General features: G+C 71.5%; 22 protein-coding genes. 13 read left to right on the top strand and 9 right to left on the bottom strand.

Going from position 1 to position 22,808, the window contains the following annotated elements; genetic code table 11:
* Nucleotides 1-30: 30 nt before the first annotated feature.
* From N7925_RS10595 to N7925_RS10585, 3 genes are read left to right on the top strand one after another with little or no spacing between them, the layout of a single operon-like run.
* Nucleotides 31-1,038: a carbohydrate ABC transporter permease gene (locus tag N7925_RS10595; RefSeq protein WP_265599414.1), complete on the top strand. Its 1,008-nt coding sequence runs from the start codon at nucleotides 31-33 to the stop codon at nucleotides 1,036-1,038.
* Nucleotides 1,035-1,898 carry a carbohydrate ABC transporter permease gene (locus N7925_RS10590; RefSeq protein WP_265599413.1) on the top strand — a complete coding sequence of 288 codons (864 nt, stop codon included), beginning with the start codon at nucleotides 1,035-1,037 and terminating at the stop codon, nucleotides 1,896-1,898. The genes N7925_RS10595 and N7925_RS10590 overlap by 4 nt, the downstream gene beginning before the upstream one ends.
* A 9-nt stretch (nucleotides 1,899-1,907) precedes the next feature.
* Nucleotides 1,908-3,437: a glycoside hydrolase family 3 protein gene (locus N7925_RS10585; protein WP_274343719.1), complete on the top strand. Its 1,530-nt coding sequence runs from the start codon at nucleotides 1,908-1,910 to the stop codon at nucleotides 3,435-3,437.
* A 337-nt stretch (nucleotides 3,438-3,774) separates the two neighbouring features.
* On the opposite strand, the gene nagB is transcribed toward N7925_RS10585, so the two are convergent.
* Nucleotides 3,775-4,560: a glucosamine-6-phosphate deaminase gene (nagB, locus tag N7925_RS10580; RefSeq protein ID WP_274343718.1), complete on the bottom strand. Its 786-nt coding sequence runs from the start codon at nucleotides 4,558-4,560 to the stop codon at nucleotides 3,775-3,777.
* A 246-nt stretch (nucleotides 4,561-4,806) separates the two neighbouring features.
* On the opposite strand from nagB, the gene N7925_RS10575 reads away from it, so the two are divergent.
* The gene (locus tag N7925_RS10575; RefSeq protein WP_265599411.1) at nucleotides 4,807-5,889 is read left to right on the top strand and encodes an SIS domain-containing protein; all 1,083 of its coding nucleotides are present in this window, start codon (nucleotides 4,807-4,809) and stop codon (nucleotides 5,887-5,889) included.
* A gap of 557 nt (nucleotides 5,890-6,446) precedes the next feature.
* The gene (locus N7925_RS10570) at nucleotides 6,447-7,913 is read left to right on the top strand and encodes a sensor histidine kinase (RefSeq protein WP_265603826.1); all 1,467 of its coding nucleotides are present in this window, start codon (nucleotides 6,447-6,449) and stop codon (nucleotides 7,911-7,913) included.
* Nucleotides 7,914-8,084: 171 nt separating this feature from the next.
* Here the strand turns inward: N7925_RS10570 and N7925_RS10565 are convergent, their stop codons facing one another.
* Both N7925_RS10565 and N7925_RS10560 read right to left on the bottom strand, forming a co-directional pair.
* Nucleotides 8,085-8,342, bottom strand: a complete 258-nt coding sequence (locus N7925_RS10565) for a WhiB family transcriptional regulator (protein WP_003953983.1) — start codon at nucleotides 8,340-8,342, stop codon at nucleotides 8,085-8,087.
* Between the two features lie 319 nt (nucleotides 8,343-8,661).
* Nucleotides 8,662-9,630 (bottom strand): diacylglycerol/lipid kinase family protein, encoded by a 969-nt coding sequence (locus tag N7925_RS10560; protein ID WP_274343717.1) that lies wholly within the window; start codon nucleotides 9,628-9,630, stop codon nucleotides 8,662-8,664.
* A gap of 405 nt (nucleotides 9,631-10,035) precedes the next feature.
* On the opposite strand from N7925_RS10560, the gene N7925_RS10555 reads away from it, so the two are divergent.
* Complete coding sequence (locus N7925_RS10555; protein WP_274343716.1) at nucleotides 10,036-10,485, top strand: hypothetical protein; 450 nt, start codon at nucleotides 10,036-10,038, stop codon at nucleotides 10,483-10,485.
* A 22-nt stretch (nucleotides 10,486-10,507) separates the two neighbouring features.
* Here N7925_RS10555 and N7925_RS10550 read toward each other — a convergent pair whose 3' ends face one another.
* From N7925_RS10550 to N7925_RS10530, 5 genes are all read right to left on the bottom strand, one after another.
* Complete coding sequence (locus N7925_RS10550) at nucleotides 10,508-11,464, bottom strand: RNA polymerase sigma factor SigF (protein ID WP_416222885.1); 957 nt, start codon at nucleotides 11,462-11,464, stop codon at nucleotides 10,508-10,510.
* Entirely contained in the window at nucleotides 11,461-11,874 is a 414-nt protein-coding gene (locus N7925_RS10545; RefSeq protein WP_003966375.1) for an anti-sigma regulatory factor, read from the bottom strand. The genes N7925_RS10550 and N7925_RS10545 overlap by 4 nt, the downstream gene beginning before the upstream one ends.
* 335 nt (nucleotides 11,875-12,209) lie before the next feature.
* A complete protein-coding gene (locus N7925_RS10540) occupies nucleotides 12,210-13,139 on the bottom strand; it encodes a 1-aminocyclopropane-1-carboxylate deaminase/D-cysteine desulfhydrase (RefSeq protein WP_274343715.1) in 930 nt (309 codons plus the stop codon).
* Nucleotides 13,140-13,204: 65 nt separating this feature from the next.
* Nucleotides 13,205-14,401 (bottom strand): globin domain-containing protein, encoded by a 1,197-nt coding sequence (locus N7925_RS10535; protein ID WP_274343714.1) that lies wholly within the window; start codon nucleotides 14,399-14,401, stop codon nucleotides 13,205-13,207.
* Nucleotides 14,402-14,496: 95 nt separating this feature from the next.
* Nucleotides 14,497-14,943 carry an RrF2 family transcriptional regulator gene (locus N7925_RS10530; protein WP_274343713.1) on the bottom strand — a complete coding sequence of 149 codons (447 nt, stop codon included), beginning with the start codon at nucleotides 14,941-14,943 and terminating at the stop codon, nucleotides 14,497-14,499.
* Nucleotides 14,944-15,119: 176 nt separating this feature from the next.
* Between N7925_RS10530 and N7925_RS10525 the strand changes: the two genes are divergently transcribed.
* The 6 genes from N7925_RS10525 (at nucleotide 15,120) to N7925_RS10500 (ending at nucleotide 20,619) form a co-directional block, all read left to right on the top strand.
* The gene (locus tag N7925_RS10525; RefSeq protein ID WP_265599405.1) at nucleotides 15,120-16,526 is read left to right on the top strand and encodes a family 2B encapsulin nanocompartment shell protein; all 1,407 of its coding nucleotides are present in this window, start codon (nucleotides 15,120-15,122) and stop codon (nucleotides 16,524-16,526) included.
* A gap of 91 nt (nucleotides 16,527-16,617) precedes the next feature.
* On the top strand, nucleotides 16,618-17,661 hold the full coding sequence (locus tag N7925_RS10520) for a family 2 encapsulin nanocompartment cargo protein polyprenyl transferase (RefSeq protein ID WP_265599404.1): 1,044 nt from the start codon (nucleotides 16,618-16,620) through the stop codon (nucleotides 17,659-17,661).
* Nucleotides 17,662-17,750: 89 nt separating this feature from the next.
* On the top strand, nucleotides 17,751-18,407 hold the full coding sequence (locus N7925_RS10515; RefSeq protein WP_274343712.1) for a GNAT family N-acetyltransferase: 657 nt from the start codon (nucleotides 17,751-17,753) through the stop codon (nucleotides 18,405-18,407).
* Nucleotides 18,404-19,072 (top strand): DUF6304 family protein, encoded by a 669-nt coding sequence (locus tag N7925_RS10510; RefSeq protein WP_265599402.1) that lies wholly within the window; start codon nucleotides 18,404-18,406, stop codon nucleotides 19,070-19,072. Before N7925_RS10515 ends, N7925_RS10510 begins: the two co-directional genes overlap by 4 nt.
* A gap of 219 nt (nucleotides 19,073-19,291) precedes the next feature.
* Nucleotides 19,292-20,260 (top strand): DUF1648 domain-containing protein, encoded by a 969-nt coding sequence (locus N7925_RS10505; RefSeq protein ID WP_274343711.1) that lies wholly within the window; start codon nucleotides 19,292-19,294, stop codon nucleotides 20,258-20,260.
* A gap of 2 nt (nucleotides 20,261-20,262) precedes the next feature.
* Nucleotides 20,263-20,619, top strand: a complete 357-nt coding sequence (locus tag N7925_RS10500; protein WP_265599400.1) for a GntR family transcriptional regulator — start codon at nucleotides 20,263-20,265, stop codon at nucleotides 20,617-20,619.
* Nucleotides 20,620-20,792: 173 nt separating this feature from the next.
* Here the strand turns inward: N7925_RS10500 and snpA are convergent, their stop codons facing one another.
* Nucleotides 20,793-21,446, bottom strand: a complete 654-nt coding sequence (gene snpA, locus N7925_RS10495; protein ID WP_274343710.1) for a snapalysin — start codon at nucleotides 21,444-21,446, stop codon at nucleotides 20,793-20,795.
* A gap of 315 nt (nucleotides 21,447-21,761) precedes the next feature.
* On the opposite strand from snpA, the gene N7925_RS10490 reads away from it, so the two are divergent.
* Nucleotides 21,762-22,715 carry a LysR family transcriptional regulator gene (locus N7925_RS10490; RefSeq protein ID WP_274343709.1) on the top strand — a complete coding sequence of 318 codons (954 nt, stop codon included), beginning with the start codon at nucleotides 21,762-21,764 and terminating at the stop codon, nucleotides 22,713-22,715.
* Nucleotides 22,716-22,808: the final 93 nt, after the last annotated feature.

Here is a 22,808-nt window from a genome sequence, read left to right as displayed (position 1 = left end):
GCCCCGGACCCGCGATGGAAGGTCAGCCACGTGTCTGCCGCTGATACCAAGGCCGCCGGGCCGCCGGTCCCCGTACCACCCGACCCGCAGACGACCGGGAAGTCGTCCTCCCCCGACGATGCGCCCCGGGTGCAGAAGAGGAAGCGGAAGAAGGGTGAACTCCTCCCCTACTTCCTGATCCTCCCGGCGGTCCTGGCGATCGCCGCCGTCTACCTCTACCCGCTCAGCAAGACGGTCATCATGTCCTTCCAGGACATGGGCCGCCGTGAGCTGTGGTCCGGCGAGCCGGCGCCATGGGTCGGCTTCGAGCAGTTCACCAACATCCTCGGCGACTCCGAGTTCTGGTGGGTCACCTTCCGCACCGTCGTCTTCATGGTCATCTGCGTGACGCTGACCATGGGGATCGGGCTGCTGGTCGCCCTCCTGATGCGCAAGCTCTCCACCTGGGTCCGGCTGGTGCTCACCGCCTGCCTCATCGCCGCCTGGTCGATGCCGCTGATGGTCGCCGCCTCGATCTTCCGGTTCATGGCCGACTCCGACTACGGCCTGATCAACACGCTGATCGCCAAGGTCGTCGGCGAGGACTGGCTCGGACACAACTGGTACCTCGACCCGATCCAGGGCTTCGGCATCATCACCCTGCTGGTCGTCTGGGGCGCCATCCCGTTCGTCGTCGTCACCCTGTACGCCGCCCTCACCCAGGTCCCCCAGGAGCTGGAGGAGGCCGCCGCCCTCGACGGCGCCAGCGCCTACGGCGTCTACAGGTTCGTCACCTGGCCGGTCATCAAGCCGGTCTTCACCATGGTCGCCACTCTCTCGGTGATCTGGGACTTCAACGTCTTCGGCCAGATCTGGCTGCTGCGCGGCAACAAGCCCGAGCCGGAGTACGAGACCCTCGGCCTCTACTCCTACTCCAAGGCGTTCGAGTCCACCTCCTTCAGCCAGGGCACTGCGATCGCCCTGATCACGGTGCTGCTGCTGTCCGGCGTGGCCGTGTACTACCTGCGCCAGCTCATGAAGACGGGAGAGGTCGAATGAGCAGCTCGACCCAGACGACACAGGCGCTGCGGCCCGACCGCAAGAAGAGCCGGCTGCATTTCGACCTGATCGGCCTCGGTATCGCCCTGGTCATGGTCTTCCCGGTCTACTGGCTGGTCATCAGCGCCCTGCGGCCCAACCGGGAGATCCGCAGCTACGACCAGACCTTGTGGCCCACGTCGATCACCTTCGACAACTTCGTCCGGGCCACGGAGCAGCCGAACTTCGGCACCGCCATCCAGTCCAGCCTGATCGTCGCGGTCACCGCGGTGGTCGGCGGCATGATCATCGCGACCCTGGCGGCCCTGGCGATCGGCCGGTTCCGGTTCTTCGGCCGCAAGGCCCTGGTCCTGATCATGATCCTGGTCCAGATGCTGCCGCCGACGGCGATGCTCATCCCGATCTACGCCCAGCTCAACGCGATGGGCGGGATCGACGAGTACTGGGGCCTGATCGTCGTCTACCTCGTCTCGACGCTGCCCTTCGCCACCATCATGATCCGCGGCTTCGTCGTGAACATCCCGGTGGAGCTGGAGGAGTCCGCGATGGTGGACGGGTGCACCCGCTTCCAGGCCTTCCGCCGGGTGATCTTCCCGCTGCTCGCCCCCGGGCTCGCCGCCGCGTCGATCTTCGCCCTGGTGAGCGCGTGGAACGAGTACCTCTTCGCGTACATCCTGATCAACGACAACTCCAAGTACACGCTCAACGTATGGCTCATGACGTTCACGACCGAGCGCGGAACGGACTACGGCGCCCTCATGGCGGCGTCGACCATGATCGCCCTCCCTGTCGTCGTGTTCTTCATGATCATCCAGAAGAAGATGGCCGCAGGCCTCACTTCCGGCGCTGTGAAGGGATAGTGCGGGCCCATGACCACCCTCGTTTCCACCACGGACACCGTGACGCGCGACGCGCTCGCCGTGCTCCAGCCCGGGTTCACCGGCACCACCGCCCCGGACTGGCTGCTGCGCCGAGTCGGTGAAGGCCTCGCCTCCGTCGGCCTGTTCGGCCGCAACATCACCTCACCCGAACAGCTCACCGCCCTCACCGAGCGGCTGCGTTCCGAGCGGGAGGACGTCCTCGTCGCCATCGACGAGGAGGGCGGCGACGTGACCCGCCTGGAGGTCACGCACGGCTCCTCCTTCCCCGGCAACTTCGCCCTCGGCTCGGTGGACGACGTCCACCTCACCCGGGCCGTCGCCGAGGAACTCGGCCGCCGGCTCGCCGAGTGCGGCGTCAACCTCAACTGGGCGCCGTCCGCCGACGTCAACTCCAACCCGGGCAACCCGGTCATCGGCGTGCGTTCCTTCGGCGCCGACACCCGCCTGGCCGCCCGGCACACCGCCGCGTACATCGAGGGGCTCCAGGCCGCCGGCGTCGCCGCCTGCACCAAGCACTTCCCCGGCCACGGCGACACCGCGGTCGACTCGCACCTGGCGCTGCCCCGCATCGACGTGGACCTCGACACCCTGCACGCCCGTGAACTGGTGCCCTTCCGGGCGGCCATCGCCGCGGGTTCCAAGTCGGTGATGAGCGCGCATATTCTGCTTCCCGCACTCGACCCGGACCGCCCGGCGACCCTGAGCCCGCAGATCCTCACCGGTCTGCTGCGCCAGGAGCTGGGGTACGACGGCCTGATCGTCACCGACGCCGTGGAGATGGACGCCATCGCCGGTACGTACGGCATCGAGCGCGGGTCCGTCCTCGCCCTCGCGGCGGGCGCCGACGCCATCTGTGTGGGCGGCGGGCTGGCCGACGAGGAGACCGTGCTGCGGCTGCGCGACGCCCTCGTCGCGGCCGTGCGCGGCGGGGACCTGACCGAGGAGCGGCTCGCCGACGCGGCCGCCCGTGTACGAGCCCTGGCGTCCTGGACGCAGAGGGTTCGGGGGGACATCCGGGAGTCGGGCGCGGCAGTGCAGGAGGGGACCGCGCCCGGCACCGGAGTCAGCTCCGACATCGGTCTGACCGCCGCCCGCCGCGCGGTCCGGGTGACCGGCTCCGGCGACCGGCTGACCGGGGCGGCGTACGTCGCCTCGTTCAGCGCGGTGGCGAACATCGCGGTCGGCGACGAGACCCCGTGGGGCATCGCTGCCGAGCTGGACAGGATCCTGCCCGGCACCAGCACGGACACCTACACCGACCAGAGCGCCGCCCCGGCGGACGCGATCCTGGCGGCAGCGGGGGAGCGGCGCATCGTCGCCGTGGTCCGCGACGAGCACCGGCACGCCTGGATGGGCGCCGCGCTCGACGCACTGCTGGCGGCCCGCCCGGACACGATCGTGGTCGAGATGGGCCTGCCCCAGTCGGACCCGCGCGGCTCGCTGCACATAGCGACCCACGGAGCGGCCCGGGTCTGCGGCCTGGCAGCAGCGGAAGCGATCACCGGCACGAGGGCCTGACCCACTTCAAGGCCCCGGGCCGGCCACACCAAGCCCGTCCGGCGATTGAGGACAAGGCCTCACGCCGGACGGGCCCGCAGGCCGGCCACACCTATCCCGTCCGGGCCTGCGGGGCCAAGCCTCGGGCCGCCACACCAAGCCCGTCCGGCGATTGAGGACAGGACCTCAGGTCGGACGGGCCTGCGGGGCCAAGCCTCGGGCCGCCACACCAAGCCCGTCCGGCGATTGAGGACAAGGCCTCACGCCGGACGAGCGGCGACACCAGGCACGACACACCACGGCAGAGGGCCGGGACACCGACAGGCGTCCCGGCCCTCAGCCGTGCGAGGGACGAGCCCTACAGCCCCTGCCACCCCGGCTTCGCCGCATACGTGGCGCGGAAGTAGTCCGCCAGCTTCAGCTTCGACGCAGCGGCCTCGTCCACCACCACCGTCGCATGCGGATGCAGCTGGAGCGCCGAGGCCGGCACGATCGAGGCGACGGGCCCCTCCACCGTCTGGGCGACGGCCTCCGCCTTGCCCTCACCGGTGGCCAGCAGGATCGGGTGGCGGGAGTCCAGGATCGTCCCGATGCCCTGCGTGATCACGTGGTGCGGCACCTGCTCGATGTCGTCGTCGAAGAAGCGCGCGTTGTCGACCCGGGTCTGCTGCGTGAGCGTCTTGATCCGCGTACGGGAGGCGAGCGAGGAGCACGGCTCGTTGAAGCCGATGTGCCCGTCCGTGCCGATGCCCAGGAGCTGGAGGTCGACGCCGCCGGCCTCGGCCAGCGCCAGGTCGTAGGCCTCGCAGGCCGCCTGGACGTCCTCGGCCGACCCGTCGGGGCCCATGAAGGAGGCCTCGGAGAGCCCGAGCGGCTCGATGACCTCGCGCAGCACTACGGAGCGGTACGACTCCGGGTGGCCCGCGGGCAGCCCGACGTACTCGTCGAGCTGGCAGATCCGGGCGCGCGACGCGTCGACCGCGCCGGCGGCGACCTTCGCCGCGAGCGCGCGGTAGATGGGCAGCGGGGTCGAGCCGGTGGCAACGCCGAGCAGGGCGTCGGGCTTGCGGGCGATCAGCGCGGCGATGGCCTCCGCGATCAGTTCGCCGCCTGCCGCGGCGTCCGGGACGATGACAACTTCCACGCTGTGCCTGCCGATCTGACTAGGGGAGGAGGTGGTATAGACCAATCAATCTCCCAATTTAGCAGAATTGGGCAGCCGTACGGTGAACAGTCCGCCCACCGGCACGCACGCGCACACGCCCGCCCCGGCCCGCTGGCGGCACACCGCATTGCCTGGTCGACTGGGGAGGCCCGACCGGAACGGCGCGGATCGCGCACCCCCGCGCACGCGCCCTTCCCGTACGCCGACAGCGCAGGAGGCCCCCACATGTCCGCCACCCCTCCGGCCGGCCCGGGCGGCCAGGGCGACGAGCCCGGCCGCATCATGTCCGGCGAGATGGCCGAGCAGCCCGCGATGCTCCGCCGCATCCTCGAACAGGGCGCGCCCCGCATCCGCGAGGTCGCCGCCGAGATCGCGGCCCGGAAACCGCGGTTCGTGCTGCTCACCGCCCGGGGCACGTCGGACAACGCGGCGCTGTACGCCAAGTACCTGCTGGAGATCCGCCACGGGCTGCCCTGCGGGCTGGCCTCGATGTCCACCACGACGGCCTACGGCGCCCGGCCGGACCTGCGGGACGTCCTGGTGATCACCGTCAGCCAGTCGGGCGGCTCGCCGGACCTGGTGGCCTCCACGAGGGCCGCCCGGGAGGCCGGGGCCGTCACCCTCGCCGTCACCAACAACCCGGACTCCGCACTGGCGGCGGTCTCCGAGTATCACATCGACATCCTGGCGGGCCCGGAGAAGGCGCTCCCGGCCACCAAGACGTACACCGCCTCCCTGCTCTCCCTCTACCTCTTCGTGGAGGGCCTGGGAGGCCGCGACGGCACCGACGCCGCCGCGGGTCTGCCCGACCTCGCGGGCGCGATCCTGGGCCGCCGGGCCGAGGTCAAGGCACTGGCCTCCCGCTACCGTTTCGCCGAACGCATGGTGATCACCTCGCGCGGCTACGGCTACCCGACGGCCAAGGAAGCGGCCCTGAAGCTGATGGAGACCAGCTACATCCCCGCTCTCTCCTACTCCGGCGCGGATCTGCTGCACGGGCCGCTGGCGATGGTCGACAACATCTCCCCGGTGATCGCCGTGGTCACCGACGGCCGGGGCGGTGAGGCCCTCCAGCCGGTGCTGGACCGGTTGCGCGGACGCGGCGCGGACCTCTTCGTGGTCGGCCCCAAGGCCCAGGTGGAGGCGGCCTCGGCCGGCTTCTCCCTGCCCACGGCGGGCGTCCCGGAGGAGTTGCAGCCGATCCTGGAGATCCTGCCGCTACAGCTGCTGGCGTACGAGGTGACGATCGCCCGGGGCCAGGACCCGGACGCGCCCCGTGCCCTGGCCAAGGTCACCGAGACCCGCTGAGGCCCTGGGACGGCACAGCCCCGGAAGCACCGGCGGCCCCGGAAACACCCGCGGGCCGCGGCACCGGAGCGGGACCCTCAGCCCACCCGGCACCGCAGCCCGGAGCTGCGGGCCTGCCTTTCGGAACCGGCCGGGCTCGCGGGCCCCGGCACGCACATCCGCGGCGTTGTCGTCGGTCATCGACGCTCCGCGTCGACTCCCTCCTCCGCCTTGCAGCTGCACGCACCGGCCCCCGCTCGCTGATCCGGCCTGTTCCAAAAGGCAGGCCCTACCTGGCCGGCGGTGTGCGGTGCCTCCGGCCACAGGAGGCACCGGCGCAGTCAGGGCAGAGAGTGCCGGAGCCTCGGTCCGCTCTCCTGTGCGGGGAGAGCGGAGGTCGTGATGTATTCATTGTGGACTAGACCAATTGCCCGTGTCCATCCATGTGCACGACATTCTCGGTCGGCCCCGCACCTGTCTGACCGCACCCGTCCATCGTCGTACCCATGGCACGGCCCGGCGGGCCGATCGGTTCGAACGCCGCCGGTAACCCCAGGTACGCTCCACACGTGCCCTCCATGAACGACCTCGTCCGCCAGCACACCGCTCTGAGCGACACCGACCTCGAGTGGCTCCATCTGCTGGTCTCGGAGTGGCAACTGCTCTCCGACCTGTCCTTCGCCGACCTCGTGCTGTGGGTCCCGACCCGCGACGGCACGCGGTACGTCTCCGTCGCCCAGATGCGCCCCAACACCGGGCCCACCTCCTACCAGGACGACATGGTCGGCCACCTGGTGCCGCGCGGCCGCCGCCCGCTGCTGGACGCGGCCCTGGACGAGGGCCGGATCGTGCGCGAGGGCGACCCGGAGTGGCGCGAGGAGGTGCCCGTACGGGTCGAGTCCATCCCCGTACGCCGCGAGGGCCGGGTGCTCGGCGTCATCGCCCGCAACACCAACCTGCTCACCGTGCGCACCCCCTCCCGGCTGGAGCTCACCTACCTCCAGTCCGCCTCCGACCTGGCGCAGATGATCGCCGCCGGGTCGTTCCCCTTCCCCGGCCAGCAGGTCGACATGGACGCCTCCCCGCGCGTGGGCGACGGCCTGATCCGGCTCGACGCCGACGGAATCGTCCAGTACGCCAGCCCCAACGGCCTCTCCGCCTACCACCGCCTCGGCCTCGCCTCCGACCTGGTCGGCCACCACCTCGGCACCACCACCGCCGAACTGGCCCCGTCCCGGGGGCCGGTGGACGAGGCCCTGGTCAAGGTGGCCAGCGGTTACGCGCCCCGCGAGTTCGAGGTCGAGTGCGCGGGCGGGGTGATCCAGCTGCGGGCCATCCCGCTCAAGCCCAAGGGTGTCCGCATCGGCTCCCTGGTCCTGCTCCGCGACGTCACCGAACTGCGCCGCCGAGAACGCGAGTTGATCACCAAGGACGCGACCATCCGGGAGATCCACCACCGGGTGAAGAACAACCTCCAGACGGTGGCGGCCCTGTTGCGGCTCCAGGCCCGCCGGATGGACTCCGAGCAGGGCCGCGAGGCGCTCAACGAGGCGGTCCGGCGCGTCGGTTCGATCGCCATCGTCCATGAGACGCTGTCCCAGAATCTGGACGAGCGGGTCGAGTTCGACGAGATCGCCGACCGGGTCATCGCGATGGTCTCGGAGATCTCCCCGGGCAAGGTGACCTGTCGGCGCACCGGACGCTTCGGCATTCTCGACGCCGAGGTCGCCACCCCGCTCTCCATGGTGCTGACCGAGGTTCTGCAGAACGCCCTGGAACACGCCTTCGCCGTGGCCGACCACGGAACGGTGGAGGTCTCCGCCGTGCGCGGCGGATCGCCCACCGACGGACGACTGCTGATCACCGTCACCGACGACGGGCGCGGGCTGCCCGAGGGATTCGACCCGAAGCGGGCCGGCAACCTCGGGCTCCAGATCGTACGGACACTGGTGGAGGGGGAGTTGGGCGGCACGTTCGGCATGGTCCCGGCGCCCGGACGCGGTACCCAGGTGGTGCTGGACCTCCCGGTCAGCCGCGACAAGTAAGAAGAACGGGAGCACACAGCAGAGCGGGCCCGGACCGTGGTGACGGTCCGGGCCCGCTCCGTGATGCTCACGTTGCGATGCGCTTCGGGGTACTGCGCGCTGCGACTCGAAGGCGGGGCTGTGCGTACGCTCTGTACGCGCCGCCGGGCTGAGGCTTGGTGCGGTTCTCGCTCAGGCGCTTGCGTTGCGCGCCCGGTTGCGAGCGGCGCGGCGCTTCATCGCGCGGCGCTCGTCCTCGCTGAGGCCACCCCAGACGCCGGAGTCCTGGCCGGACTCGAGCGCCCACTGCAGGCACTGCTCCATGACGGGGCAGCGGCGGCAGACAGCCTTGGCTTCCTCGATCTGCAGCAGCGCAGGACCGGTGTTGCCGATGGGGAAGAAAAGCTCAGGGTCTTCCTCACGACAAACGGCGTTGTGACGCCAGTCCATGGCTGCTACCTCTCCTTGGTATTACACGCTGTTGCTTGTGAATGTGAACGCTTTCACGAATCCCCCCGTAGATGACGGGCCGACCCCCAGGAGGACTGGGTGTGGTCTGTGATGGTGAGGAGGGGTTCTGGCTCTCAGTGGAGGCCGGTGTTGCGGGCCGTCTCGATCGCCATGTAGAGATTCGCAAACCTCGGCGGCGGATACAACCCCTTCTGGAAAGTTTTTTTTGATTCCTCGGTGTCGACTAGGTCACAGGCGCACTTCTTAGGGGTGGGACCCAGTCCAAACGTTCGAGTTAAAGGACTTTAGGCCCTTCCACTCACACAATCACACGCAGTGCACGGCGTACGCCTGTGAACGTCACGCTCGTACGCAGTCCCAGGTGGTCGCCGTCCATCTGGAAGGGCAGTGGAACCTTTGAATGCAAGGTGAAGTCCGTGAGGTCATGCCGTGAAACGGCGTGCTTGCCGCGCGGCCCCTTCTCGGGGCTCGAAGTGAGCAGCTGGGTGCCGTAGAGGGCCACCGCCGGGGTGGACAGACGCTTCAGTCCGAGGACGTCCAGCGCGGTGTCGAAGGAGGCCTTCGGAGAGGCGTACATCGGGCGATTGCCCAGGTAGGTCCAGGGGGCGGTGTTGCAGATTATGGAGAGCGCGAGGTCGGTCACCGGGTCCTGGCCGGGCACGTCGAGCGTGATCTGCCCGTGTCTGCGGTGGGCCTCGTTCAGGAACTGCCGCACCACCTGGCGCACATACAGGGCGTGGGTCGAACGCTTCCCGTTCTCGCGCTTCTGTTCGACCCGGCCGATGACCCCGGCGTCGAATCCGAGACCGGCGCAGAAAGTGAACCAGCGTTCGGGCACTGACTCGTCCTCGGTCCCCGGGGTGCCGACCGCCAGACCGAGCCCGACCGTGCGTTCGGTCCGGTTCTCCAGGGCGTCCAGGATCGCGCCGGTCGCCTCCACCGCGTCGTTCGGCAGCCCCAGGGCGCGCGCGAAGACATTGGTGGACCCGCCGGGGACCACGGCGAGCTTCGGGAGGCTGTCCACGTCCGGGCCCCGGTGCAGCAGCCCGTTCACGACCTCGTTCACCGTGCCGTCGCCGCCGAGGGCGACCACCAGATCGATGTCGTCGCTGTCCGCGGCCCGCCGTCCCAGATCCCGTGCGTGCCCCCGGTACTCGGTGGTCACCGCCTCCAGCTTCATCTCGCTGGCCAGCGCGTGGATGAGCACGTCACGGGTGCGGGCACTGGTGGTGGTAGCAGCTGGGTTGACCACGAGGAGTGCGCGCATGACGGCCAGCCTACCTACCGGGCGATTCGGTACCGTAGGGCCTCTCGTTTGGATCAGGTCGGGCTCGCGGGGTCCGGTGCGCGCTCTCCCAAGCTCTCGGCTTCGCTCGAGCAGGGAGGGACCCCCTCCGGCGTTGTCGTCAATCACCAACTTCCCCGAGCTCTCGGCTTCGCTCGAGCAGGGGAGACCCCATCCGCGTTGCCTCAATCCTCCGCCTTGCAGCTGCACGCACCGGACCCCGCTCCCTGATCCGACCTGATCCAAACGAGAGGCCCTAGCCCCGGTTCGCTGCGCTCCGGGCCGGTGACGGAACGTGACCCCCCGCCCCGCCGTGCGCCCGGACGGGCGAGGCCCCTCCGCACCCCGGCTTCACTTCCGGGACCCCGGGATGCCAACCTGAAAGGCGTGAGTACTCAAGCGACCCCCTCCATGCCGTCCCCCTCCGCGGCGGAGCGCCCGGCCAGGATCACCGTCCTCGCCGGGGTCAACGCCCTCGAAGGCCTGGCGCTCGCCCTCGGCGGCGTCTACATGCTGGTCATGGGGCTGCTCGGGAAGCTGGAGAGCACGCAGCAGGCGGAGACGGTCGGGATCACGCTGGTCGCGCTCGGCGCGATCCCGCTGATCGCCGCCCGCGGACTGCTGCTGCTGCGCAGCTGGAGCCGGGGGCCCGCGCTGATCACCCAGATCATGGCGCTGCCGGTGGCCTGGACGCTGCTGCGCTCGCAGGGCGCGCTGATCCCCAGCGGGATCGTCCTGGCGGCGGTCGCCGTCACCGGCCTCGTGCTCGTCCTCAAGCCGGCGACCACCCAGGACCTGGGCATCCGCCGGGGCGCCGGGGCGACCCCCGAGGCCTGAACCGGCGGACGTCCTCCTCGCCCTACTCCTCGACGAGCAGCCGCTCGCGCAGCTGCGCCAGGGTCCGGGCCAGCAGCCGGGAGACGTGCATCTGCGAGATGCCGACCTCCTGGGCGATCTGCGACTGGGTCATGTTCCCGAAGAAGCGCAGCAGCAGGATGCGCTTCTCGCGCGGCGGCAGGTCCTCCAGGAGCGGCTTGAGGGACTCCCGGTACTCCACGCCCTCCAGCGCCTCGTCCTCCGAGCCCAGCGTGTCCGCGACCGCCGGCGACTCGTCGTCCGTGTCCGGCACGTCCAGCGAGAGCGTGCTGTAGGCGTTGGCCGACTCCAGGCCCTCCAGCACCTCCTCCTCGGAGATGCCCAGCCGCTCGGCCAGCTCGTGCACCGTCGGTGAGCGGCCGTGCTGCTGGGAGAGCTCCGCGGTGGCCGTGGTCAGCGACAGCCGCAGCTCCTGGAGGCGGCGCGGCACCCGCACCGCCCAGCCCTTGTCCCGGAAGTGGCGCTTGATCTCGCCGACCACCGTGGGGGTGGCGTACGTGGAGAACTCCACGCCCCGGTCCGGGTCGAACCGGTCCACGGACTTGATCAGCCCGATCGTGGCCACCTGGGTCAGGTCGTCCAGCGGCTCCCCGCGGTTGCGGAAGCGGCGGGCCAGGTGCTCCACCAGCGGCAGGTGCATCCGCACCAGCCTGTTGCGCAGCTCGGCCTTCTCGGCCGAACCGTCGGGCAGCTCCCGCAGCTCGAAGAAGAGGGCCCGGGCCCCGCTGCGGTCGTGTGGATCGTGGTGCCCGTGCTCGCTCATCTGGCCCGCCCGCTCTGCCTGCGACTGCTGCTCCACCGCGACGTCGACACTCTCGGGCCCGTCCGCTCCGTCCACCGGATGCGGCCGGGCCTCTTGCTCCGGGATGGCTGCTGGGCGCACCACCCCCGATCGGATCGTCTCGTCCCGCACAGGACCGTCCCCGTTCCCGTCGCTCACGCCGGCCCGGGGCCCGCGCCGCGCTGTTTGTAGAGGCTGATGCTGACCGTACGGTCGTCGGCGACCGTGGAGTCGACCTTGCCGGCCAGTGCGGAGAGCACCGTCCAGGCGAAGGTGTCGCGCTCGGGCGCCCGGCCGTCCGTGGTGGGCGCCGACACCGTCACTTCGAGGGAGTCGTCGACGAGACGGAAGACGCAGCTGAGGACGGAGCCCGGCACGGCCTGCTGGAGCAGGATCGCGCAGGCCTCGTCGACCGCGATACGGAGATCCTCGATCTCGTCGAGAGTGAAGTCCAAACGCGCTGCGAGACCGGCCGTGGCCGTTCGCAGCACCGACAGGTAGGCACCCGCAGCGGGCAGTCGGACTTCTACGAAGTCCTGATTCCCGGGCTCGCCTGCGATCTGGGACACCCTCACCTCCAAGGTGGCACAAACTCTTTCGAGGTTCCGGGAAGGGTGGCCCGGAGCCATGCGGTCCGTCGACGGTTCTTCGGCTCGGCGACGTTATCGGATCCATGATGCCGTGTCGTACGGACCCCATACCCCAACCGTCACTCATGGTAAGCCCATGGGTACACACAGTGGCTAGGGGTCTGCGGCGTCCAATTGCGAAGAACCGGCGCCGCATTGACGTACCCAGGCGCCAGACGATCGAACCGTCCCCGAAGCACCGGCGCCGGCGCCCGCTGTATTGACCCGCTGGGCACGGCGCCACGCCGGCCTGGCCTGGAGGGAGAAGCGGCTGCCTACCGGGAGACGGGCGGCTCCCGAACGGGCCGCGCGTCGGGGGTGCCGGTGATCACGGCGCTCACCCGCGTGCCCGGCGCGAACGCCCCCTCCCCGGCCAGCGTGGTCAGCGCGAACAGCAGCTTGGCGACGTACACCCGTTCCACGGGCAGCCCGTGCCGGTCCTCGAAGTCCGCGGCGAAGGCCTCCAGCCCCGGGGTGGAGCGGGCGTAGCCGCCGAAGGCGAAGCGTTCGTCCAGCGACCAGTTCCCGGACGGGCCGCCGAACGCCTCGTGCTGGAGCCGCTCCACCTCCCGCCCGAGGAAGCCGCCGCGCAGCACCGGGACGCCCAGGGCCTGTCGCCCGGCGCCCAGGCCGGCGGCGAGCCCGGCCAGGGTGCCACCGGTCCCGCAGGCCACGGCCGCCACCTCGCACTCCCCGGCCAGCTCGCGCCCCAGCGCCGTGCAGCCCTGTGCGGCCAGCGCGTTGCTGCCGCCCTCCGGGATGACCTCCACGTCCCCGAACAGGCTCAGCAGCCCCTCCAGGACCTCGGAGGAGGCCTTCGCCCGGTACGTCGTACGGTCCACGAAGTGCAGGCGCATGCCGTCGGCCGCGCACCGGGCGAGCGACGGGTTGAGCGGCCGGCGCGCCAGCTCGTCGCCGCGGACGACGCCGACGGTGGGAAAACCCAGCAGCCGCCCGGCCGCCGCGGTGGCCCGGAGGTGGTTGGAGTACGCGCCGCCGAACGTCAGCACGGTGCGCCCGGCGGCGGCCTCCAGGTTGAGGGCCAGTTTGCGCCACTTGTTGCCCGGCAGGTCGGGGTGGATCAGATCGTCCCGCTTCAGGAGCAGCGTCACCCCGTGGCGCGCGAAGCGTTCGTCGTGGACCTCCCGCAGCGGAGAGGGCACCCGGGGCCGCAGGAGGGCATCGATGCGGGGCGGGCTGTTCACCCGCCCATTGTCGCCTCTCCGTCGCTTCAGGAAGAGGCTTCAGGAAGGGGCTTCAGGAAGAAGCTTCAGGAAGAGGCCAGCCAGAGGTCCGGGCCGAACACCTCGTAGTGGACGTCGGCGGGCCGGACCCCCGCCTCCAGCAGCTGGGCCCTGACGGCCCGCATGAAGGGGAGCGGGCCGCACAGATAGGCGTGCGTCCCCGGTCGTACGGTGACGCCGGCCAGGTCGACGAGGCCGGTGCGGCTCGCCGGCAGCCCGGCCTCCGGGGTCTCGTACCAGAAGTGCGCCTCGGCGTCCGGGAGCTTCTCCGTCAGCCGGACGTGGTCGGTGCGCAGGGCGTGGTCGGCCGGTGAGCGGTCACCGTGCACGACGGTGACCGGGCCGCTGTGGCCCTCCTGGGCGAGGTGTTCCAGCATCGACAGCATGGGAGTGCAGCCGATGCCCGCCGACGCCAGCAGCAGGGGTCCGTCCAGATGGTCGAGTACCAGGTCCCCGTAGGGGACGGAGAGGCGCAGCAGGTCGCCCGCGCGGGTGTGCTCGTGCAGGTGCCGGGAGACCTCGCCGTCGGGCGAGCCCTGGCCGCGCACGCGCTTCACGGTGATCGACCGCAGCCGGGAGCCGGGGGCGCTGGACAGGCTGTACTGGCGTATCTGGCGGGCGCCGTCCGGGAGGCCGACCTGTACGGAGACGTACTGGCCGGGCCGGAAGGCGGGCGGGGGCGTGTCCTCGGCCGGGCGCAGCAGGAAGGTGGCGACGTCCTCGGTCTCCTCGACCCGGGCGGTCACCTCCCAGGTGTGCCACACATCGCCGGCCAGGACGCCCTGCTGGGCGTAGAGACGCTCCTCGACGGCGATCAGGGAACCCGCCATCAGCCAGTAGACCTCGTCCCAGGCGGCGGCGACCTCCGGGGTGACCGCGTCGCCCAGGACATCGGCGATGGCCGCGAACAGATGCGTGTGCACCACCTCGTACTGCTCCGGAGTCACCCCGAGCGAGGCGTGCTTGTGGGCGATGCGGTCCAGCATCACGTCGGGCCGGGTGCCGGGGTGCTCGACCAGCGCGGTCGCGAACGCGGCGATGGACCCGGCCAGGGCCTTGCGCTGGTCGCCGGAGGCCTGGTTGCCCCGGTTGAACAGGTCCCGCAGCAACTCCGGGTGGGCGGCGAAGAGCTTCTCGTAGAAGAGGTCGGCGATGTCCCCGATGGCCGCGCCGACGGCGGGAAGGGTGGCGCGGACAGTGGCGGTGGACCGGTCGGAGAGCATGACGGACTCCTTAATGGAATGTGCGATGCATATTTAGCGGGAGAGTGGCGCCCCGCCGGCGCGTGGGGGAAGTCCGCGCGCCGACGGGGCGGGGTTCAGTCGGACGGTGGGCCGCTGCCGATGCCCAGCAGCAGAGGGCCGGTGGGGGAGGCGACGAGATCGGTGACGGTGATCGGGTCCAGTGCGGCGTAGAAGGCGTCCTGGGCCCCGCGCAGGGCTCCGCGCAGTCGGCAGGCGGAGCGGAGCGGGCAGGGGGTGTCCCCCTCGCACTCGACCACTTCCTCCGGCCCCTCCAGTTCCCGCACCAGTGAACCGATCGACGCGGAGCGGCCGGCCGAGGTCAGGGTGAGTCCGCCGCCCCGGCCGCGACGCGCGTCGAGGAGGCCGAGGTGCTGGAGCCTGGCGACGACCTTCGCGGTGTGTGTGTACGGGACCCGCATGGTGGCCGCCACCTCGCGGGTGGTCGGCGGCTCCCGGCCCTCGGCGACCGCCAGTCGCATGAGGACGCGGAGCGCCACGTCGGTGAATCTCGTCAACCGCATGGCCCCACCGTAGATAAGTTGCATTAGGGATGCAAATTAAGCGGTGCGCCGGGCGACGAGGAGCAACGTGCCCCGACCGAAGGCGGATTAGTCGCACTCTTTTGTGTAATGGCGACCGGGTCCTCCTGCTGAAAGGCTTTTGCACGCAGGTCAGCCCAAGATCGAAAGGACGTCAGATGTCCGTTGGTGAAGAGGTTCGCGACACGCAGGCGCCGCCGCAGCAGAGTCTGGGGACGGCAGCTGCGCGGAACCTCGCGACGACCACCAAATCCGCGCCGCAGATGCAGGAGATCACCTCGCGGTGGCTGCTGAAGATGCTGCCGTGGGTGCAGGTACAGGGCGGTACGTACCGGGTGAACCGTCGGCTCAGCTATTCGGTCGGCGACGGCCGGGTGACCTTCGTCCAGACCGGGGGCCGGGTGTCCGTGATCCCCGCGGAGCTGGGGGAGCTGCCCGCCCTGCGGGAGTTCGGGGACGAGGAGGTGCTCGCCGAGCTCGCCCGCAGGTGCGAGCAGCGGGACGTGGCCGCGGGGGAGGTGCTCGCCGCCTCGGGGGACGCGGCGGACCGGGTCTTCCTGCTGGCGCACGGCAAGGTGGCGAAGGTCGGATCGGGCCCCTACGGGGACGAGACGGAGCTCGGAGTCCTCGCCGACGGCGCGTACTTCGGCGACCAGAGCCTGATCGACGGCGACGCCGTCTGGGAGTACACCGCTCGCGCGCTCACCCCGTGCACGCTCCTCACCCTCAGCCGCGCCGACGTGTACAACCTCGCGGAGCGCGCGGCACCACTGCAGGACCATCTCGCCGGTCTGCTCTCCATCCCGCAGCAGCGGACCAACCACTACGGCGAGGCGGCGATCGACCTCTCCGCCGGCCATGTGGGGGAGGCGGTCGTCCCGCACACCTTCGTCGACTACGACGCGGCGCCGCGCGAGTACGAACTGAGCGTCGCCCAGACGGTGCTGAAGGTGCACAGCAGGGTCGCCGATCTCTACAACCAGCCGATGAACCAGACCGAGCAGCAGTTGCGGCTCACGGTCGAGGCGCTGCGTGAGCGCCAGGAGCACGAGCTGATCAACAACAGGGAGTTCGGACTGCTCAACAACTGCGACTACGGGCAGCGGCTCCAGCCGCACGACGGGGCGCCCAGCCCGGACGACATGGACGAGCTGCTCTCGCGCCGCCGCGGATCCAAGCTCTTCCTCGCCCACCCGAAGGCCATCGCCGCCTTCGGCCGCGAGTGCAACCGGCGCGGACTCGTCCCGGAGAGCGTCGACATCGGCGGCCACCACGTGCCCGCCTGGCGCGGGGTGCCGATCTTCCCGTCCAACAAGATCCCCGTCTCCGACGCCCGCACCACCTCCATCATCTGCATGAGGACCGGCGAGGCCGAGCAGGGCGTCATCGGCCTCCAGCAGACCGGTATCCCCGACGAGATCGAGCCGAGTCTCTCGGTCCGCTTCATGGGGATCGACGAGCAGGCGATCATCTCCTACCTCGTGACGGCGTACTACTCCGCCGCCATCCTGGTACCGGACGCCCTGGGCGTGCTGGAGAACGTCGAGGTCAGCCGCTGGCACTGACCCCGGTTCACCCCGGGGGCCCGGGCGGCGGCTGCCGCCCGGGCCCCCGGGCCCGCGCCCCATCGCCTCGCCCCAGGGAGTGACCGTGACCATGACCAGTACGGACGCAGCGACGGAAGGGCACGAGGCCGCGGCGCTCCTGGAGCGCACCCGTGCCGTCGTCGACCCGCATCTGCGATCGGCCGTGGAGTCGCTGCCCGGCGGCATACGCCGCATCGCGATGTACCACTTCGGCTGGGAGAACGCCGACGGAACCCCGGCCGCAGGCCAGGCGGGCAAGGCCATCAGGCCGGCCCTGGTGCTGGCCGCCGCCCGCGCGCTGGGCGGCGATCCGGAACGCGCCGTCCGGGCCGCCGTCGCCGTGGAGCTCGCCCACAACTTCACCCTGCTCCACGACGACGTCATCGACGAGGACACCACCCGCAGGCACCGGCCCACCGCCTGGGCGGTCTTCGGCATCCCGGACGCCATCATCACCGGCGACGCCATGCTCGCCCTGGCCCAGCGGCTGCTGGCCGAGGATCCGCACCCGGCCGCCGCCCTCGCCGCCGCCCGCCTCTCCTCCTGCGTCATCGAGCTGTGCGCGGGCCAGCAGGCGGACTGCGCCTTCGAGGAACGCGCCCCCGACGAGGTCACACTCGACGAATGCCTCGCCATGGCCACCGCCAAGACCGGCGCGCTGCTCGGCTGCGCCTGTGCGCTCGGAGCCCTCTACGCCGGGGCGGAGGACCGGGCGGTCCGCGCGATGGACGGGTTCGGGCGGGAGGCGGGCCTCTCGTTCCAGCTCATCGACGATCTCATCGGCATCTGGGGCGACCCGGACCGCACCGGCAAGCCCGTCGGGGCCGACCTGTCCGCCCACAAGAAGTCCCTGCCCGTGGTCGCCGCCCTCACCTCGGGCACCCCGGCCGCCGCCGAGCTCGCCACGCTCTACCGGGGGCCCATGACCACCTCCGGCGAGGTGAGCCGGGCGGCCGACGCGGTGGACCGGGCCGGCGGCCGGGACTGGGCCCAGGTCTGCGCCGCCGACCGGATGGCCCGCGCGGTCCACCACCTCTCCCGGGCGGTCCCCGACCCGAGCGCCGCCGGCGACCTGTTGGCACTGGCCGAATTCGTCACCCGCAGGACCAGCTGACCCATCTCGTGTGACCGGCGCCGTCCCAGCAACTCTAGTATTCCGGAGGCGGGTTGAGCGAAAGTGGTACGGAGGGGCGGTAGCCGGTCATGGGCATACGGATTCAGCAGGCGGCGAAGCGCGACCGGGAGCTGGTCGTCTCGGTCATGGAGGAGGCGTTCCACCACGACCCGGTCAGCAGCTGGGTGTTCCCCGACGAGGCGCACCGACGTGCCGTCCACGGCAGGTTCCTCGGCGTCTTCGTCGACGTCGCCCTCGCCGAGGGCCGTATCGACATCGCCGAGGACGGGGCCGCGGTGGCGCTCTGGCTGCCGGTGCCCGCCGGGGCCCCCGAGGAGGAAGACCCCACGCCCGCCCTGATGCGGCGGACCGCCGACCCCGGCAACGAGCGGTGCGAACTGGTGGGCCGACTCACCGGGGCCGTTCACCCGCACGACCGGGCACACGCCTATCTGCTGATGATCGGCGTCTCCCCCGACCGCCAGGGAGAGGGCATCGGCGCGGAGCTGATCGGAGTGGAGCTGGAGCGCTGCGACCGGGAAGGGCTGCCGGCCTATCTGGAGGCGAGCAGCGCCCGGAGCCGGGCGCTGTACGAGCGGCTCGGATTCCGCTTCCTCGGCCGTGCCGTCGACCTGCCGGACGGCCCACCGATGTACCCCATGTGGCGCGAACCCCAGGCAGTTGGAACTCCGGTGGAGGGTGGTACGGAAGCCGTCCGGGGCAGGGGCTACAGTCCCTGCTCATGACAGATGAGTCGTGGGCCGGCTGGTACCGGGACGCCAAGGGTTCCGACGCCGTCGTTCTCACCACGGACGGGCGGCAGCTCCGGATCCGGATCAGAGGGGTCGACTTCGAGGGTGAGAGCTTCGACGACCTGGAGCCGGTCGCTGGCATGCCGCCGGAGAGCGGGATGTTCGCTCTCGCGGACGGCGCGCTCACCGACTGCGTACTGGAGTGGGACATGCCGCTGCCCCTCCTCGTGGCGGGCGCGCTCCGCCACGCCACGCTCAGCTGCCTGCTCTCCCTGCGCCGGGCCGACCCCGACCTCCACCTCGCGCTCCATCTGGACGGCGCGGTGTACGAATCGGCCCGCGCCGAGCGCGACTTCAACGCCGCCCTGACCGCTGTCCAGCGCCTCCTCCCGGACGGCGTCCGGATCCAGACCTGTATCGCCTGCGCCTTCTCCGACTACTTCCCGGCCCCCGGCCGGGGCCTCTCCGGTGGGCTCGCCTGTTTCCGGGGCGCCAAGGACGCCTACCGGGGCTCGGCGGGCGAGGATGACGTGCTGGATCTGTGGGACCAGCGGTCCGGGTTCGTCCAGGAGGTCTGGAGCTGCCGCGAGTTCGAGGTGCGCCCGGCCGACGGCGCGGGCACCGGCCACCGAGGCGCCTTCCCGCTGGAACTCGCCTGACGGACCGGCCTGAGGCGCCCGCCGCCACCTCCGGCCTGCCCCGGCCCGGGGTGCCCGCCGCCGCCGGAATCGCCAGCATCCCCCGTACCGCATCCGTTCCCTACCACTCCGCCCTGTACCGCTTCCGCCCCGTACCCATCCCGGTACGGGGCGGACGTGCGTAACCCCCGTTGCCCTCGCCTCATTGTTCTACTAGCATGCGAACAACGGAGGTTTTCCATGACAAGCAAGAACCTTGGCCGCGCAACGCTCGCTGCCCTGCCCTTTGTGCTCGCTCTCCTCGCCGACCTCGTGGTCCATGTCACCGTCAAGGACCGGCTGCCCACCCGGCTGGCCGTCCACTTCGACGCCGGCGGCTCCGCCGACGGCTACATGGGCCTCACCGCTCATCTCCTCTACACCGCCACATCGCTGCTCGTGCTCGGCGCCCTGTGGGCCTTCGTCGCGGTCAACGGCAGGCTCTACGGCCGTGCCCAACGGTGGTTCACCGGCGGGGGCTTCGCCGTCGCCGGGTTCCTCGGATACCTGTTGACCGCCGTCCTGTTGGTCAACGTGGACGCCTCCGAGGGCGGACCGGCGGACGGCTTCCCGCTCCGGCATATCGCCGTGGCCCTCGGGGTGGCCGTCCTCGCCGGAGCCCTCGGCCTGCTGGCGTACCGGCTCGTCCCCGCACCCGACGACCCCCGCGACCGGGATCCGGCGAGCCGGGAGCGGATCGCGCTCGCCGACGGCGAGGTGGCCGGCTGGGCGCGCGGGATCGGCGCGTGGTGGGTGCCGGTCGCCGTGCTGGTGTTCCTGGCGGCCGGTGTCACCCTCGGCCTGGAGCAGAGCTGGTTCATCGGGGGCCCGCTCCTTCTCCTCGGTCTGGTGGCGCTCACCTTCTGCCGCCCCCACGTCACCGTGGACCGGCGGGGCCTCACCGTCTCGGGCCTGCTGCCCCGGCCACGGGTGCGGGTGCCGCTGGAGCGGATGGCGGGGGCGGACAGTCGCCGCGTCAGCGCGCTCGCGGAGTACGGCGGTTGGGGCTACCGCATCCGCCCCGAGCGCAGCGGTGTCATCACCCGCTCGGGCGAGGCCATCGTCGTCAGCCTGGTGAGCGGCCGCGAGTTCGCCGTCACCGTCGACGACTCGGCCACCGGCGCGGCCCTGCTCAACACGCTGCTCGACCGGCAGCGGACGGGGCGCTGACCATGCTCTTCCGGGTCGATCCGACCTCCACCGTCCCGCTCGGCGACCAGATCGCCGCCTCGGTCCGGCGTGCGGTCGCCGAGGGCGCGGTGGCCCCGGGCGAGCGGCTGCCCGCCGCCCGGGTGCTCGCCGAATCCCTCGGCGTGAACGTCCACACCGTGCTGCGCGGCTATCAACGGCTGCGCGAGGAAGGGCTCATCGAGCTCCGCCGAGGCCGGGGCGCGGCGATCACCGCGGGCGCCTCGCCGCAGCGGGCCCGGCTGCTGGAGCGCGTCCGCGAAGCCGTCGCGGACGCCCGGGACCTCGGTATGACCGAGGACGAACTGCTGACCCTCGTCCGCGGCGAGTTCGACGCCTGACCGGCGCACGGGCGCGCACGGGCGCACCGCCCGGCCGGCCCGACCGGCACGGGCACGGACCGCGCGGAGGACCGTTCCGCGCGCGGAACGGTCCTCCGTCGTGTGGGGGGTGCCGGCCGGTCCCGGGACACGGGACCGGCCGGCCTCCGCCGGACTGCCGGTGCGAGCCGGCGTCAGGAGGCGGAGCGGGCGAGCGCGGCCAGGCCGTTCTGCCAGAGCTGGTTCACCCGGGCCCGTTCGTTGGCGTCCGGCTGGGCGTTGGTGCAGGACGGGCCGGGGCCGCCGCCGGACATGAGCTGGCTGCACGGTCCGGAGTAGTTGTCCGGCAGGCCGAGCACGTGTCCGGTCTCGTGCGTGGTGACGCGGGTCGAGTCGTACTGCTGGTTCTGGGCGTAGTCCAGGAAGATGTACCCGCGACCGTGCCCGTCGGTGCTCGCGTAGGAGCCCCGGGGGTCGTTGCCCTCGCGGTAGGTGAAGTCGGCGTTGGAGCCTTCCTGGAGCTGGACGTTGGAGACCGAGCCGTTCCAGATCCGCGTGCTGTTGGCTATCTCGCCCCGGAAGGACGGTGCGCTCGACGCGTTGTAGGTGACCGTGACGGCCTTGATGCCCGGGTTGGCGGCGCGCTTCTCGGCGACGGACTTCATGACCGCGTCGAGGAAGGCGCGGTTCGCGGCGGTGTTCTCGCCCGAGCCGTTGTACGCGGCGATGGTGGTGGAGGAGGGGGCGGCAGGGGCCGGAGCGGCGGCGGCCGCGGGTGCGGTGCCCAGCGCGGCGACGAGGCCGAGCCCGGCGGCGGCGGTGGCGACAGCGGTCCTGAGGTGTCTCATGGGGGGATTTCTCCTACCTGTCTGATCCGAACCCGCGCCGTGGGGGTGTCCGCTGGGCGGACAGGGCGTGGGGCGGTACGGGGAAGAGTGTGGTGCCGCGCACAGTCGCGGGGATGATGTCGAACGGCGATAGCGCCGCCCTATCGCCGCCCGGGCCCTCTCTCGCCGCACGTCAGCCGTCCATGGGCATGCCATGCTCACGTCACGGGCACGGCATCGTCACATGGCTCAGAGCCCAACACTCACTGAATTGCAGCTGTTTGGTGGGGTTGCGACGTCTGGTGCACGGCGTGCGGCGGTCATAGTCTCCGCTGCATGGAGCTGGAGGTGAGGCACCTCAGGGCGCTCTGCGCCATCGCCGACGCGGGCAGCCTGCATCAGGCGGCCCGACGCCTCGGTGTGAGCCAGCCCTCCCTGACCACCCAGCTCCGGCGGATCGAGAACGTGCTCGGCGCCGAACTGTTCCGTCGCGAACGGACCGGCTGCCGGCCGACCTCCCTGGGACGGGCCGTCCTGAGCCGGGCCCGGCCCCTCGTGGACGGCATGAACGACCTGGTCACCGCAGCGCTGGCGGAGGCCGAGGCCGCCCGGCCGCGCGGCTCCCGGCTGCGCATCGGCTGCACCGCGAGCCGGGTCATCGGCGGCTGGCTGCGCCGGCTGCGGGTCGCCCTGCCCGGCACCGACATCTCGCTGCGGGTCGACGTCTCCGCCCACGCACTCCTGCTCTCGGTCGAGGCCGGGCGCCTGGACGTTGCCTTCGTGCACGAGGTGGAGGGCTCCTCGCTCGCCGTTCCGGAGGGCCTGGAGCAGCGCGTACTCGTGGAGCGGGAGCCGCAGTTCATCTCCCTCTCCCGGGACCACCCCGCCGCCCGCCGCCGCGTGGTGGAACTCGGGGACCTGGCGGGCGACCCGTGGATGGTCGATCCGACGGTGGACGGCGAGTGGGACGGGGTGCGCCGGGTGCTCGGCGCCGCCGGGCTCAACCCGCCGGTCCTGCACGGCGACTACCTCACCGCCGCCTCCCTCGTCGTGCTCGGCGAGGCCGTCGCGCCCTGCCAGCCGACGTCGGGCCCGCGCGACGACATGGTGATCCGCCCGCTGGTGGGGGACCCGCTCGCGGTGCGGCTGCTCCTGGTCTCCCGGCCCGGGACGGACGTCGCGGTGGTGTACGCGCAGTTGGAGGACGCCTACCGGGACGCGGCGCGCCGGGCCGGCGGCTACCACGAGTGGCTGCTGCGCCACCGCTCCCCGCTGGCCCGCACACCCTGATCCTCCGCCGTTCCGCTCGCGCCGGTGACGCCCCGCCGGCCCGCGCCCCGGCCCCGCGACGGCCGCGCCCTGGCCCCCGACGGCCCACCGACG

Source organism: Streptomyces sp. CA-278952, from assembly GCF_028747205.1.
In the GTDB taxonomy this organism is placed as follows: domain Bacteria; phylum Actinomycetota; class Actinomycetes; order Streptomycetales; family Streptomycetaceae; genus Streptomyces.
The sequence above is the reverse complement of the archived record's forward strand: the minus strand, read 5'-3'. Positions and strand labels throughout refer to the sequence as shown.